We start from the raw sequence: 14422 nt of genomic DNA, 5'->3' as shown, positions 1-14422 counted from the left end.
TTGTGTTTGGAATTAACGTTGACATATTGCGATTCAGTTTTCAATGTTCATTTATTGCGTTACAAGAATTTATTCTAACATTAAGTTTTTGTTAAGTCAACAATAAATTTATTTTTTTATTTTTTAAATTTTTGTTTCTTTCTTAACTCAACATTTAATATTCTATAACGTTCAGTTCGTTTTCACAAGTACCAAATTTACACTTTGTAAATTTATTTAATGTTTTGAACTGTTCGTCGGTGCGTCTTGTTTTGACGACTTTTATATAATATCAAGATTACAATAGAACGTCAATCGATTTTCTTATTAAATTATGTTTAATATTACTATATCTATTACGTATTATTTTTTAAATGTATATATTTGTATTATTGTGTAAATTTCACAGCCTACTGTTTATTACATTTCACATTTATTGTTACTATTGTAGTATTTAGCTATAAACAAAAAAAAAAGAAGTGATTTTTATCACCTCTCTTTTATTATTTATTTTTCTTCTTCATTTTGACATGCTTTGCATACACCATAAATTTCCATGCGATGATGCGATACATTAAATTCAGTTACGTGTTGGGCTAATTGTTCAACTTCATCTAGTTGAGGATAGTGAAAGTCCACAATCTTACCACACTTTTCGCAAATCACATGGTAATGATTATGTGTACTAAAATCAAACCTACTTGATGAATCTCCATAAGTTAATTCTTTTACTATACCGATATCTTTAAAAACACGTAAGTTATTATATATTGTAGCAACACTTATATTAGGAAAATCAGGTGAAAGTGCTTGGTATATTTCATCAGCTGTCGGATGTGTTTCGGCTGAAATTAAAAATTTCAGTATTGCTTGTCTTTGTGGCGTAATTCTGATGCCTGCTGTTCTCAACGAAGCAATCGAATCTTCTAGCTGATGTTCGATAGTTTCCATTTCTGCACTCATTTTCCTCACCATCTTTCTATTTAATAATTATTATTACTTAATATTAATATAACTGTTAGGCACGCACAATGTCAATATTATTCCTTTATTCCTTATTAATATCCTTTTTTCAGATCTACTTGATTCTCAATTATTTTTCCATAATTGAGAAAATATTGTAAATTCTTTTTAAATATTTCTGTTATATCTTCAGCATTCTCTGTACCGTTACCAGTAATATGTGCTGTAAGTGTTACATTATCTAATTCATATAATTTATCATTTGCTGGTAATGGCTCTCGCTCAAAAACGTCAAGGTAGGCATGTCTAATTAGTTTTTGCTCTAAGACATCAATTAATACCTCATGTTTTACAATTGTTCCTCGTCCAACATTCATAAACAGCGTATGGTCATTCATTATTTCAAAGTGTTCTTTTGTTAATAGATGTATTGTCTCTGAAGTTTCTGGTAGACAGTTAACGACGATGTCAGCTGTAGTTAATGCTTGTTCCAACTCCGTTATTGGATAGACATAGTCAATGTAATCTTCTGTCTTGCCTGTAGTATTAACCCCTAAAACTTTCATATCTATTGCCTGAGCTACTTTGGCTGTTTTTTGAGCAATGCTACCCGTTCCGATGAAGAGTATACTTTCTCCATTTAATCGTTTACCGGTTAACTTAGAATCGTATTTATGCTGTTGTTGATTAATATAGGAAGTTCTCATTTTTTTATAGTCTGCCAATAAGTAACCTATAATAAACTCTGACATTTGTTTAGCATGTACACCTTTACCGTTTGTCACTACTATTTCATTCTTACTTAAATAGTCTAGTGGTAATTTATTCACTCCAGTTGAGTACCATGCCAACCATTTAAGGTTTGGACATTCTTGTAAGAAAGTTTCATCCAAGCTACTATCATGACCAAATAATATATCTAATGTTTTCCTATCATTGATAGAAATTGCAGATACACCTTCTGTAAAGACAAAGTCCACGGTCGGAAAAGTATCAATAAGTACTTCTTCCATTTGCCCTAACCGCTTCAAACTCACTGCCTTCATATTGACTCACCCCAAAATTGTTTTAAGCTCTTCCATTTGTGTTTTAACTTTTACTTTTTCAATAACATCTATAATGATACCTTCTTCGTCTATTATAAATGTAGTTCTGACAATTCCCATTGATTCTTTACCAAATGATTTTTTAAGTTGATAAACACCAACGGCATTCGCAAGTTGATAATCTTCGTCTACGAGTAAATCAAAGTTTAAATTATGTTTATTGATAAAATTTTGGTGTTTCTTTTTAGAATCCGCACTTATGCCGTACACTTTGACATCAAGATCATTGAAATCTTCAATATTATCTCTAAAATCACATGCTTCTGTGGTACATGTAGGCGTATTATCTCGAGGATAGAAATATAATATTGCCTTACTTCCTTTTAATGTTTCATTAGAAACGAGTTCTCCATCTTGATTTTCTAATTCAAATTGTGGAAATTGATCTCCTTTTTGTAACATAGACTCACCTATTTCTTCATATTATTAATTTTATGATACGATAATAGACGAAAATATTAAATTAAAAGAGGTTGATATTAATGAAATTCACTGAAAGTGAAAAACTTCAGCAGTTTTCTAATGATTATATTTTAGGTGGTGTTAACTCACCTTCTCGTTCTTACAAAGCTGTGGGTGGTGGTGCACCTGTAGTAATGCAAGAAGGACAAGGTGCTTATTTAATCGATGAGGACGGCAATAAATATATTGACTATTTACAAGCATATGGTCCCATTATTACTGGTCATGCACATCCTCACATCACAAAAGCTATTCAAGAACAAGCTGCTAAAGGGGTACTATATGGTACACCAACTAGATTAGAAATTGATTTTGCAAAAAAACTACGTGAAGCTATCCCTTCTTTAGAAAAAATCCGCTTTGTGAACTCTGGAACGGAAGCTGTAATGACAACTATTCGTGTCGCACGTGCCTATACTAAGCGTAATAAAATTATTAAATTTGCTGGACAATACCATGGTCATTCAGATCTTGTGTTAGTTGCAGCTGGTAGCGGCCCTTCACAACTTGGCTCTCCAGATTCAGCTGGTGTACCAGAAAGTGTAGCAAAAGAAGTAATAACAGTACCATATAATGATCTTGATGCATATAAAGAAGCAATTGATTATTGGGGTGATGAGGTAGCATGTGTATTAGTAGAACCAATAGTCGGTAACTTCGGTATGGTCGAACCTCAACCAGGATTTTTAGAAGAAGTAAATAAAATTTCTCATGATAATGGCACACTCGTAATATATGATGAAGTTATTACCGCTTTTCGTTTCCATTACGGTGCAGCACAAGATTTATATCAAGTATATCCAGATTTAACTGCTTTTGGAAAAATTGTCGGTGGTGGCTTGCCAATCGGTGGTTATGGTGGCAGACAAGATATTATGGAACAAGTAGCACCATTAGGTCCAGCTTACCAAGCAGGAACTATGGCCGGTAACCCTCTATCAATGAAAGCCGGTATAGCATTATTAGAAGTTTTAGAACAAGATGGTGTTTATGATAAACTATCCCAATTAGGACAACGTCTAGAAAGCGGGTTAAATGAACTTATTACTAAACATGGTATAACTGCTACGGTAAATAGAGTATATGGTGCACTAACACTCTATTTCACAGACGAAAAGGTTACCCATTACGATCAAGCCGAAAACTCAGACGGTGAAGCATTTGCACAATTTTTCAAATTGATGTTACACCAAGGCATTAATTTAGCTCCTTCTAAATTTGAAGCATGGTTCTTAACTACAGAACATACTGAAGATGATATAGATACAACGTTAAAAGCTGTCGATAATGCATTTAGTCAAATGAAATAAACTTGAATTTTCTTGCTAATCATTGTATAAATAGTGTAATTAAATATTTTTTAAAGGAGCGGTAATTCTTGAAATTAGGAGCTCGTATTATAAAAACAGGTATATCAATTATACTTGCTTTGGCTATCGCTTCTTTATTACCTGATGAAGCAGGTTTAAAAGCAGTCGCCGGTGTCAGTGCTGTAGTCGCTATGCAGCCTAGCGTATATCGCTCTATCAAAACGGTATCTGAACAAGCTATCGGTAATGTGATTGGCGCTATTTTATCCGTAGCCATGGTCACGGTATTTGGCAATAACTTTATCATTATGGGTGTAACTGTCATTTTACTTATCGCTATTTTATTTAGATTTAATTTAGCTCATGTTGCAACATTAGCAAGTGTAACCGCACTTATTATTATGGGACAGCACACTGGTGACTTCTATGTATCTGCTTTTTTCAGATTTGTTCTTGTTATGATTGGTGTACTTAGTTCTTCTTTAGTCAATTTTGTATTCTTACCACCAAAATTCGAATCAAAAATTTATTACAATGCACTAAATATTTCGACAGATATTTTTGTATGGTTAAAATTGGTCTTAAATGATACGTCTGAATATCATCACATTAAAGAAGATAGAAGCCTAATCAGTAACCGCATTAGCAAACTGGAGCAAACTTTCGGGTATTATGAAGAAGAGAAACCATTAATGAAAAAACATGCATTCGCGCAAAACCGCAAAAAAATACTCTTTAAAGAAGTAGTTCGAAGCACCAAACAAGCCTATGAAGTTTTAAAACGTATGAATCGCTATGAAAATGATCTTTATAATTTAAGTAATGATTTGCTGTTACAAATAAAGTTAGAAATAGATAGTTTAACATCATTTCATGAACAAATATTTATCAGTTTATCTAAAAAAGCACGTTATGATGCGAGTATTAGTGATACACAAATTGAAAATCCTCAAAAGAAAAACTTAATTGATGCTTTTCAAAAAGAAATCATTAAAAACCCATATCAAACTGCATATTCGTTTGCTAATATTATGCAAATTGTTTCCGCTATCGAAGAATATCGATATAGCTTAGAGCATTTAGATAGATTACGTATAAGTTTCTTTTCATATCATCGAAGTGACGATGAAATAGAGCTTATAGATGAAGACTTTGATTTATAATAAAAAGACCTCTGATAATTCAGAGGTCTTTTTATTATCTGTTATAAATTTTGGATACTAAATAAGTGTTCATAAGCACCTTGTTTAGCCAATAATTCTTGATGCGTACCTGTTTCAACAATATGACCATTTTGCATAACTACAATTTTATCTGCATGGGTAATAGTAGATAAGCGATGCGCTACAATAAGCGTTGTCCGATTTTCACTTAATACATTCAATGCATCTTGTATAATCGCTTCACTTTCCAAGTCTAAAGCACTAGTCGCTTCGTCTAAAATAATAATAGGTGGATTATTTAAAAAGATTCTCGCAATAGATACACGTTGTTTTTGACCACCTGAAAGTTTTACCCCTCTTTCACCAACTTCTGTATCGTAACCTTTAGGCAGATTCATTATAAAATCATGCGCGTTAGCCATTTTAGCCGCTTCAATCACATCTTCCTCAGAAGCATCAGGTTTCCCTAATAGTATATTTTCTTTAATAGTATCTGAGAATAAAATATTGTCTTGTTGCACTAATCCAATTTGATGTCTTAAGCTACCTGTTAAATAAGATTTAATATTCACACCATCAATGTCAATACTACCTGATGTTGTATCATAAAAACGTGGTATTAAATTAATCAATGTTGATTTACCGCCACCACTCATACCTACGAAAGCGATGGTTTCACCTTGTTTGATATCTAAGTTAATATTTTCCAACACCATAGCTTCATCATGATTATATTTGAAACTTACATTATTAAGTTGAATATTACCATGTTTAATTTCTAATGGTTGTGCACCCTTTTTATTTTTTATATCGTAATCTTCATCAATAAGTTGGAATACACGGTCCATAGATGCAAAACTTTGCGTCAATGTCGTAAATGATGATACCAATCTACGTAAAGGACCAAAAAGTTGTTCTAGATAACCAACAAACGCTGCCAATGTTCCGACAGTGATCGAACCTGTAATTGCTAAATAAGCACCCACACCAATTACAATAAGCGGTCCAATATCAGTTACAGTATTAATAGCTGAAAAAGAATAAGCATTCCATCGTGTATGTTTAAATGCTCGATCTAAAAAATGCACATTCCGTTTATCAAAGTTTTGAGCTTCATTATCTTCGATAGCAAAACTTTTAATAACTGGCATTCCTTGTACACGTTCATGTAAAAATCCTTGAACTTCAGCTAATGCTTGTGATCTTTTACGTGTTAATTTTCTTAAACGACCAAAGAAGTAATAGACCGTCAGAATGTAAAACGGGAAAATAACTATCGCTGCTAATGTCAATTTCACATCGAGCACAAACATAATGGATAACGCGATTAAAATCGTTATACAATCTAACCAAATATTCATTAGCCCAGTTAATATGAAATCTTTAGTTTGCTCTACGTCATTTATCACACGAGAGATAACTTGTCCTACTTGATTATTAGCATAAAATCTAGAACTCAGAGCTTGTAAGTGATCGTATAATTTTTTACGAATATCATATAAGATTTTGTTACTTGTCCATTGTGCTAAATATTGTCTTAAATATTCTATTGGCGGTCTGACAATAACAAAAATGAAAATCGCAATGCCCATTGCAATTCCAAGTCTTATAAATTTCTCATCATTGGTAATAGCATTATTGTTAATAACATCATCAATCACAAATTTAATTAACAATGGTATTAACATCGGTATACCAAATTTAATAATACCAATAAGAATAGTTGCAATGATTCGCCATTTATATGGTTTCACAAATTCTAAATATCTGCGAATCATGATGCGTTTCCCCCCTCTAGTAAAAGTAACAAACGAAACAGCCAAGTTGAATATTTCCAACTAGGCTGCTTCTAATATGTCATAAGTATAAAAGCATCGTTGTTACACCTAATATCACTCATCTAATTCAAATAATAATTAATATTATTGTGCAATGTATTTGAATACTTATAACACTATAAATGATTTTTACATTAAAAACACTATTTCTGCTTAATAGTTTCTTACTTTTTTGTAACGTTCTCTCCACACTTTAATAAAGTCTGGCGCAAATGGACCTTTCTTTTGTTCGATCCATTGTTGTAGAATATCTACATTTCTTCTTAATATCTTATCAATATCCGATGAATAATTCATTTGGTTCATATGTTGTTCGTATTCATCTTCATCTAACAAATGATATTTGCCGTTTGGATAAACTTTAATATCTAAATCATAATCTATATATTTTAATGCTTCTTCATCACAAACAAATGGCGACGATAAATTACAATAATAATAAATACCATCTTCTCTAAACATACAAATAACATTAAACCAAAATTCTGAATGAAAATATACAATTGCTGGTTCACGTGTAATCCAGGTTCTACCATCACTTTCTGTAACAAGTGTATGGTCGTTTCCTCCAATAATTACATGATCCGTACCTTTTAATATAGTAGTTTCAGACCATACACGATGAATATTGCCATCGTGTTTATAACTTTGAATTTTAATAGTCTGACCTTCTTTAGGTATGGACTCTTTTACCATGCTCCACACCACCTTAACTTAATTTCACAATTCAGATTATAACATAAGTAGCGTTAAGTCAGCGAAATAATCGCTATTCTCTCAAAAACTGATAAATTTTAGTCATACTAACAGGAAAGTTATAATTATCTTTTTGGTTTAAATCTAGCCATTCCATATCTGCAGTTAATGTTATATCTTCTTTATGGACTATATGTTTTGCTTCAAAAACTTTAATATCCCAAGTTAAATGTGTGAATTGATGCTTTAATTGATAACTTGATTGCTTGTAGAAATTAATATTTACGCCTATGTCACTCTCTAAACTGTGCTCATCTTCTATATCATACATCGGAAATTGCCACATATTATTTAATAAGTTTGCTTTACGTTTAGTAATTAAGTATTCGTTGAATTCATTTTTTACTAAATATACATGTTGTTTGATAACTTTCTTTTTAACTTTCGTTGTTTTAACTGGTAAATCCGCTACAGTTCCTTGTTCAAAAGCTTCGCAATGTTCTTGTACTGGACAAAATAAACATAAAGGTGCTTTAGGTGTACATATCATAGCTCCTAATTCCATCATTGCTTGGTTAAAATCACCTGCGCTTTGTTGTACGTAAGGTGCTAATTCCGCTTCATAGGCTTTTCTTGTCGTTTGTAATTTTGTATCACGTGTATCGTTATTCAATCGTGACCAAACTCTAAACACATTGCCATCCACAGTTGCGAGTGGCTGATCAAAGGCAATACTCATAACTGCTGCTTGTGTATATGGCCCAACACCTTTTAATGCTCCAAACGTTTTAGGATCCATTGGCACCTCACTATTATGATTTTGGTGTACATCTCGTATTGCGGTATGGAAATTACGCGCTCTACTATAGTAACCTAGTCCTTCCCATAATTTTAGCACTTCATCTTCATGTGCTTCGCTTAAATCACGAATTGTAGGAAAACGAGCTATAAATCTTAAATAATAATCGATTACCGTTTTAACTTGTGTTTGCTGTAGCATAACTTCGCTCAGCCAAATATAGTACGGATTTTTAGTTTCTCTCCAAGGCATAGCTCGTTGTTCTGTATCAAACCATTGCAATAGATTGTTTTTGAATCGTTTTTCGTTATACATAAAACACAACTCTTTCTCTAGTTTAAAATTAATTAAAATCAATAGTTTAGCTTTTTGTTATTCATTACGATGAATTATAATATATAATAGTAAGAAATATGTATGAAATGAGTGACTTATATGGATACAGGTACACATATCGTCATGGGGATTGGCTTAACAGCACTAGCAACTCAAGACCCAGCCATGGCAGGGTCATTTGCAGCTACTGCCACAACACTAGTCGCTGGATCCCTAATACCAGATAGCGATACCGTTTTTAAATTGAAAGATAATGCCACTTATATATCAAACCATAGAGGCATTACACATTCAATACCTTTCACTATTTTATGGCCTCTACTTATCACATTACTTGTTTTTACATTTTCTAGTAATGTTGATGCTACTCATGTTTGGTTATGGGCACAACTCGCGGTATTTTTACATGTTTTTGTAGATATTTTTAATTCATATGGTACTCAGGCACTACGGCCAATAACCAATAAATGGATTCAACTAAGCGTGATAAATACATTTGATCCAATTATATTTATCTTATGGTGTCTTGGTATCGTAGTATGGGGAATGGGAGTACATCCATATTGGGCTTTTTTCCCAATCTTTTTAATTTTGGTGATTTATTATATCATTCGTTTTAAAATGCAAAAAGCTATTAGACAAACTGCGTTACGCCAAATCAAACAAGAACACAATTTAGTAAAAGTTTTTGTGGCTCCTACAATCAGATTTATGGAGTGGCGAGTTGCTATTCAAACAGATGTGTATGATTATGTAGGAAGAAGTTATGGTAGAAACGTAGTATTTAGCGAAAAAGTAAAACGCCATTCATTACCAAGTAATAATTTAATGGATTACGTTAAACATGATAAAAATGTTAAAACTTTCCTTAATTTTTCTTCAATTTACCGCTGGGAAACTAAACATTTAGCTGATGGTAGCATGGAAATTCGATTAATAGATTTACGATATTTAAAAAATGGCCACTATTCCTTTGTTGCGATTGTCCTTCTCGATAAAGAAATGACAATTCAGCATTCTTATATAGGTTGGGTCTTTAGTGAAGATAAACTACAACGTAAATTATTTGCAAAATAAAAAGGTTATGCGTCTATATTGACGCATAGCCTTTTTAATCTGTTGATGTTTCTGAAGTCGTTACTTTGTCGTTTGAACTAACATCTTCTTTTTTTGTGTTTTGTTCAACTTTATATCGAAAATTATATTTCGCATGCGCCACCTTACGCTTTAATGCATAAGCCAACACACATAATATGCCGATTACAAAGTAAAAGTAAAAATGATATGGCACATTGTTTAAACTTATTGCCCCAAACACTACAGATTGAGCCACACCTTCTACAACATAAAATACCGGGTTTAACATTAAAATATGCATTAAAATCGAAGGCTTTGTAGTCGGTATAAAAATAATTGGAACTATAAAAAATGTAATTGCAGTACAAATATAAAACAACGTATCTAATTTGAACATTAAAACAGTAATAAGTCCCATAATAATTGATATTACGCTAATTAAAATTCCTGCCATAATTACAAAATATAAAGTCGTTATAAATGAACTTTCTATATTTATTGGCGTACTAAATATAAATATAACTAGTAAAATTAATAATAGTATACACCACACTATCGTATTAATAATTATTTCTACTATAGGAGAAATGTTGAACATTTTACCAGTGTAATAAACTCTAACGTAGCGTTTATAATTCAAATAAATGGCTACTGCTACATATCCAAATGTCACAAATGCAGATAGCCTAAAGAACCATCTTGCTTGTTGTAAATCCTCGGTATTATTAATGTTAAAAATTACCATTAATACTAACAATAAGAGCAAACTACATATAAAAGGAACCACTAACCATTTCCATTGTCTCTTTTGATACGAGAGTGCACTGTTGATTAAATTAGGAATTTTTTTATTATAATTTATTAATTTATCTATCATCCTTTGCACCTACAATTCAATATAAATCCATTTATTATTTGTTAAATCTGCCATAAAATATCCGTCGCCTGATTTTACGATCCATAATTTAGTATCAATATCAAATTTATCCTTTAATTTTTCTTCATTTTTTATCGGATAAACGAAACCAGTTAAATTATTATTGTCATTAAACACCATTGAAATTGGCTGAGACACTATAGGTACAACAAAACGGTTATCTTTATTATTTTCAGGCACCAATGTATCTGTGACTTTACTATGTTTTTTATGTAAGTGGCTATTAAAATATTCATAGTAATTAATATAGTTTTTTTGCATATATGGTGCTAACTCTTTCGCATCATGAGATTCAAATAAACCTGCTGGGTCAAAATATCTGACATCACCTTTTTTTAATTTGTAGTTTTTATTATCAATCACAATGCGATATGCTTTAGAACTTTCCCCTGTAATTGTCAAAAAACTATACGGCTTTAATTTAACTTCGTCTTTATGTCCAATTCCTGTTGCTGTAACTGATTGCTCTAAGACAATACCATATGCAAGTTTTTCTTCAATTGGATCCTTTTTTTGGTTTTGAATAGTTTCTTGATTAATACTTTGAGCAAATTGGAGTCTACCAACGTCATTAAACATTAATAATGCCATAAAGACAGCAGCTACAATAAAACTAATTAATAATGTCCAAAAACGAGTTATGGCTAGTGGCGGTTTAGCATGTTTATAACGTTCGACCCTTTTGAAATTATAAGTAAGTTCAGGCATCTTCGTACGATTCTTTTTCCAATCGACATCAAAATTGGCAATTTCTTCATCTGTTTGTAACGATAACCTATCTTTCTCGTGATCCCTAAATGCTGGAATAACCTGGTTTACTGATCCTTCCATGCGCAATTGTCCGTGGGAAATCCATGCAATATAATTACTAGTTTGTGCAATTTTATCGACATCATCATCAATCATAATAATAGTTTGATTATTTTTTATGTATTCATCTGTTAATGCAATGGCTTTCTCTACAAAATCATCTTTTAAATGTGTTAAAACTTGATTGAAAATAATAACATCAGCCTGCGATGTACGCGCTAAAGTAAAGAGGAGTTGTGCATATTCACCTTTAGTTAAGGTTTGAATAGTTTCTTCAGCATGTGTAGCAACACCTGCATATTGCATAATTTGATCTGCTTTATGATTGGAGATTTTATATGGGAAAAGCTGAAGTGTTTCAGCTACAAACTCTGATACTGTAATGTGCTGTAATTTACGGTCTTCAACATCTGCAAAAAAGATTGGTTTTTTACTATTAATCTTTCCTTTATCAGGTTTTATTTCACCACTTAAAATACGACCTATCAACGATTTTGATGCACCTGGCTCACCAATTATTCCTAATGCTTCACCTTGATAAATATGTAGTGAGATATTATTTAATTCAATGTCATCAGCACCATATCCAAAAGGTTTATACCACTTCTTAGACTTCTTATTTCTATAGTAATGTGTTACATTCAGTAACTTTAAAATAATTGAGCTGCCCATCTATCTTCATCCTTCTACAATTTTAATAATGCTACAGGTAATCCTTCTTCCGGTTCGCTACTATTGATTCTAAAGCCCCACGCAAAGACTCCTTTTAAACGTTCAACTTTAAAATAATTGTTGCTTCCATCGTTTAATTTATATATTTTGCCGAGTTCAATTTTAGTTCTGTCTACTAAGTAACTTTCTGCTATAATCACTTTACTTTGGTAAACATCATACTCATTGTATATACCGTTCATTTCGGCTTTTCTCATCTTTTCTTTATACCCTTGAATTTCATGACGTAACTCAGGTTCACTCATTTCACTCAATTTCTTCTGTTCCATCTGTGATACCACTCTCTTCTAGTTTACTTTTAATTTTATCATATTTATAGCCTTTTCTCATAAGAGCTTCTATAGTTTTCATAATGACTTTTTGACCATCATATTTTCTTCGATTTTTATTATAGACCTTCTCTAATTCACCTTGCAATAAATTGTCTAGCGTTTCTTCAGTTGTGTTAAAATCAAGTTCATTCAATATTGTTGAAATCGTATCGAATGTATAGCCTTTTTGTAACATCGATTGAGTTAATTTCTCTTTCTGTTTTACGATAGGTCCTTTTTTCTGGTTAATAATCTTTTGAGCCGTTTTGACAATGTTCTCTATAGGTTGTTGCTGCGTATATAAATCTGTATAGCTATCAATTATCGATGTTTCAATGCCTGCCTGATATAATTTTTGTTTATATACTTCTGGACCTTTATCAGTTGTTTGAATCATCGTATTTTTTAAGCTCTCTGCATAATCTTCATGATCAATTAAGCGTTCGTCATAACAATATGCTATAACTTGCGCTACGACGCTTTCAGCAATTTCTTGCTTTATTAAATATTGACTTACTTCTTTTTCAGTTCGTTTACGATAGGAAATATATTGAATTGCTAAATTAACACCTTGCCTGTATTGCTCATATTGTTGAATTTGTTGCATCGTAGCAGCATCAACATCATCATCCTTTTTCAAATTAAAATAGACCAACGTATTAATATCAATACCCATTTCGAAAGTATCGTCTAAAAATAAATTAAAGCGTTCTTTGTTTTTCTTTTGTACTTCTATTTTCGTAATTTTCGGCATTATTCTCACTCCATTTTCTTAGCATAACGCATATATCTTGCTTTTGGAATTATAGTGATATCAAAAAAGCGACACAGTAATCAAATCTTTATCAATTTGACTGCTATACCGCTCAAATACAAAATCGTTTATGTTAATTTAATCAAAAGCTACTCGATTATTTGATACATTATCATATCTATATTTTTAATGTTGTTTGTCATAGATATTCCTTTATACTCCTAATTGTTGGATAGCCTCTTGATATTGTGAATCTGTAATAAAATCTTGTTGCTTCATTTTTTCTAAGGTTACCTTCACCCTATTGGTGAAATTATCGGACATATCATTTATGTCATATACACTTGGTGCATTAATTTTACTAGCTAATATCGCACTTTGCAAAACTGATATTTGAGGCAAGTTAACGTTATTTTCATCTGTTGTAGTGCCGAAATAATGGTTAGCTGCACCTTCAATAGTATATTGATTACTACCAAAGTAAATGTTATTAACATAGAAGCTTAAAATTTCATCTTTACTATATTGTTTTTCAACACGATGTGCTACAAATAATTCTTTTATTTTCCTCGTGAGTGTTTGTTCATTATCATAGTAATAATTTTTTACTACTTGCTGTGTAATCGTACTACCGCCTTGCACATTACGATCACTAATTGTCGTGAACAATGCTCTAGAAGTACCTTTTACATCAAATCCACTATGTTTGAAAAAGCGTTCATCTTCAAGAGCCACAAATGCTCCTTTTGTATAATCAGGCATATTGTCTACTGGCACATAAGTAGATTTATCTTCAATTGCAGTTAAATCTTCGACATCTGCGCGCAAAGACAACATATACATTGCCCCTACAAACAGCCCTAATAAAATAATTAGTGTAAGCAATATCGTTGTAACTAAACTTTTGCTTTTTTTCTTTTTCTTGTTTTTTTTAATCGGTTCAAAATATGTGTTATGGTAAGGCATATTAGAAACTGGTTTATCTTTTGACTTGTTCTTAACGCGTTCGCTTCTTTTCATGCACTGACTCCTTTACTAAACTCACCTTATTATATGTGAGTTTACCAATACTTTATAGTATTATCTACATATTCTTTAAAAAATCAGACCAAGGGTGTATAACCGAGTCATCAATCAGACGCATTGTTA

The 14422-nt window shown here is 31.8% G+C and carries 14 protein-coding genes; 3 read left to right on the top strand and 11 right to left on the bottom strand.

Translation table 11 applies throughout. From position 1 onward, the window contains the following. Positions 1-486 precede the first annotated feature (486 nt). From perR to bcp, 3 genes are all read right to left on the bottom strand, one after another. Positions 487-942 (bottom strand): peroxide-responsive transcriptional repressor PerR, encoded by a 456-nt coding sequence (gene perR / locus CD036_RS08190; protein ID WP_002509717.1) that lies wholly within the window; start codon positions 940-942, stop codon positions 487-489. A gap of 95 nt (positions 943-1037) precedes the next feature. After that, complete coding sequence (locus CD036_RS08185; protein ID WP_103388405.1) at positions 1038-1988, bottom strand: phosphoglycerate dehydrogenase; 951 nt, start codon at positions 1986-1988, stop codon at positions 1038-1040. A gap of 6 nt (positions 1989-1994) precedes the next feature. Further along, a complete protein-coding gene (gene bcp, locus CD036_RS08180) occupies positions 1995-2450 on the bottom strand; it encodes a thioredoxin-dependent thiol peroxidase (protein WP_002509715.1) in 456 nt (151 codons plus the stop codon). 80 nt (positions 2451-2530) lie between these two features. Here bcp and CD036_RS08175 point away from each other — a divergent pair, with 80 nt between their 5' ends. Together CD036_RS08175 and CD036_RS08170 are read left to right on the top strand one after the other, a co-directional pair. Next, positions 2531-3820, top strand: a complete 1290-nt coding sequence (locus CD036_RS08175) for a glutamate-1-semialdehyde 2,1-aminomutase (protein ID WP_103388404.1) — start codon at positions 2531-2533, stop codon at positions 3818-3820. 68 nt (positions 3821-3888) lie between these two features. After that, a complete protein-coding gene (locus CD036_RS08170; RefSeq protein ID WP_002509713.1) occupies positions 3889-4983 on the top strand; it encodes an FUSC family protein in 1095 nt (364 codons plus the stop codon). A 41-nt stretch (positions 4984-5024) separates the two neighbouring features. On the opposite strand, the gene CD036_RS08165 is transcribed toward CD036_RS08170, so the two are convergent. The 3 genes from CD036_RS08165 to mutY form a co-directional block, all read right to left on the bottom strand. Beyond that, positions 5025-6761: an ABC transporter ATP-binding protein gene (locus CD036_RS08165; RefSeq protein WP_002509982.1), complete on the bottom strand. Its 1737-nt coding sequence runs from the start codon at positions 6759-6761 to the stop codon at positions 5025-5027. 213 nt (positions 6762-6974) lie between these two features. Then, on the bottom strand, positions 6975-7517 hold the full coding sequence (ntdP, locus tag CD036_RS08160) for a nucleoside tri-diphosphate phosphatase (RefSeq protein WP_002509981.1): 543 nt from the start codon (positions 7515-7517) through the stop codon (positions 6975-6977). A gap of 73 nt (positions 7518-7590) precedes the next feature. Then, entirely contained in the window at positions 7591-8631 is a 1041-nt protein-coding gene (gene mutY, locus CD036_RS08155; protein ID WP_103388403.1) for an A/G-specific adenine glycosylase, read from the bottom strand. A gap of 120 nt (positions 8632-8751) precedes the next feature. On the opposite strand from mutY, the gene CD036_RS08150 reads away from it, so the two are divergent. Further along, positions 8752-9729: a metal-dependent hydrolase gene (locus CD036_RS08150; RefSeq protein ID WP_002509979.1), complete on the top strand. Its 978-nt coding sequence runs from the start codon at positions 8752-8754 to the stop codon at positions 9727-9729. Positions 9730-9763: 34 nt separating this feature from the next. Here CD036_RS08150 and CD036_RS08145 read toward each other — a convergent pair whose 3' ends face one another. From CD036_RS08145 to sgtB, 5 genes are all read right to left on the bottom strand, one after another. Then, positions 9764-10606 carry a sugar ABC transporter permease gene (locus CD036_RS08145; RefSeq protein ID WP_103388402.1) on the bottom strand — a complete coding sequence of 281 codons (843 nt, stop codon included), beginning with the start codon at positions 10604-10606 and terminating at the stop codon, positions 9764-9766. 9 nt (positions 10607-10615) lie between these two features. Next, positions 10616-12148: an ATP-binding cassette domain-containing protein gene (locus CD036_RS08140; protein ID WP_002509977.1), complete on the bottom strand. Its 1533-nt coding sequence runs from the start codon at positions 12146-12148 to the stop codon at positions 10616-10618. Between the two features lie 14 nt (positions 12149-12162). Next, positions 12163-12477: a YfhH family protein gene (locus tag CD036_RS08135; RefSeq protein ID WP_002509976.1), complete on the bottom strand. Its 315-nt coding sequence runs from the start codon at positions 12475-12477 to the stop codon at positions 12163-12165. Beyond that, complete coding sequence (recX, locus tag CD036_RS08130; protein WP_002509975.1) at positions 12455-13273, bottom strand: recombination regulator RecX; 819 nt, start codon at positions 13271-13273, stop codon at positions 12455-12457. Before recX ends, CD036_RS08135 begins: the two co-directional genes overlap by 23 nt. A 213-nt stretch (positions 13274-13486) precedes the next feature. After that, complete coding sequence (sgtB, locus tag CD036_RS08125) at positions 13487-14293, bottom strand: monofunctional peptidoglycan glycosyltransferase SgtB (protein WP_002509974.1); 807 nt, start codon at positions 14291-14293, stop codon at positions 13487-13489. Positions 14294-14422: the final 129 nt, after the last annotated feature.

Source organism: Staphylococcus arlettae, from assembly GCF_002902345.1.
Classification (GTDB): domain Bacteria; phylum Bacillota; class Bacilli; order Staphylococcales; family Staphylococcaceae; genus Staphylococcus; species Staphylococcus arlettae.
This window is presented reverse-complemented; position numbering and strand designations above follow the sequence as displayed.

What these genes read in the sequence shown, in the direction of transcription:
- CD036_RS08165 (WP_002509982.1), bottom strand. Translation starts at nt 6,761, where the DNA reads ATGATTCGCAGATATTTAGAATTTGTGAAACCATATAAATGGCGAATC.
- CD036_RS08145 (WP_103388402.1), bottom strand. Translation starts at nt 10,606, where the DNA reads ATGATAGATAAATTAATAAATTATAATAAAAAAATTCCTAATTTAATC.
- CD036_RS08135 (WP_002509976.1), bottom strand. Translation starts at nt 12,477, where the DNA reads ATGGAACAGAAGAAATTGAGTGAAATGAGTGAACCTGAGTTACGTCAT.
- mutY (WP_103388403.1), bottom strand. Translation starts at nt 8,631, where the DNA reads ATGTATAACGAAAAACGATTCAAAAACAATCTATTGCAATGGTTTGAT.
- sgtB (WP_002509974.1), bottom strand. Translation starts at nt 14,293, where the DNA reads ATGAAAAGAAGCGAACGCGTTAAGAACAAGTCAAAAGATAAACCAGTT.
- CD036_RS08175 (WP_103388404.1), top strand. Translation starts at nt 2,531, where the DNA reads ATGAAATTCACTGAAAGTGAAAAACTTCAGCAGTTTTCTAATGATTAT.
- CD036_RS08150 (WP_002509979.1), top strand. Translation starts at nt 8,752, where the DNA reads ATGGATACAGGTACACATATCGTCATGGGGATTGGCTTAACAGCACTA.
- CD036_RS08140 (WP_002509977.1), bottom strand. Translation starts at nt 12,148, where the DNA reads ATGGGCAGCTCAATTATTTTAAAGTTACTGAATGTAACACATTACTAT.
- CD036_RS08185 (WP_103388405.1), bottom strand. Translation starts at nt 1,988, where the DNA reads ATGAAGGCAGTGAGTTTGAAGCGGTTAGGGCAAATGGAAGAAGTACTT.
- perR (WP_002509717.1), bottom strand. Translation starts at nt 942, where the DNA reads ATGAGTGCAGAAATGGAAACTATCGAACATCAGCTAGAAGATTCGATT.
- bcp (WP_002509715.1), bottom strand. Translation starts at nt 2,450, where the DNA reads ATGTTACAAAAAGGAGATCAATTTCCACAATTTGAATTAGAAAATCAA.
- ntdP (WP_002509981.1), bottom strand. Translation starts at nt 7,517, where the DNA reads ATGGTAAAAGAGTCCATACCTAAAGAAGGTCAGACTATTAAAATTCAA.
- recX (WP_002509975.1), bottom strand. Translation starts at nt 13,273, where the DNA reads ATGCCGAAAATTACGAAAATAGAAGTACAAAAGAAAAACAAAGAACGC.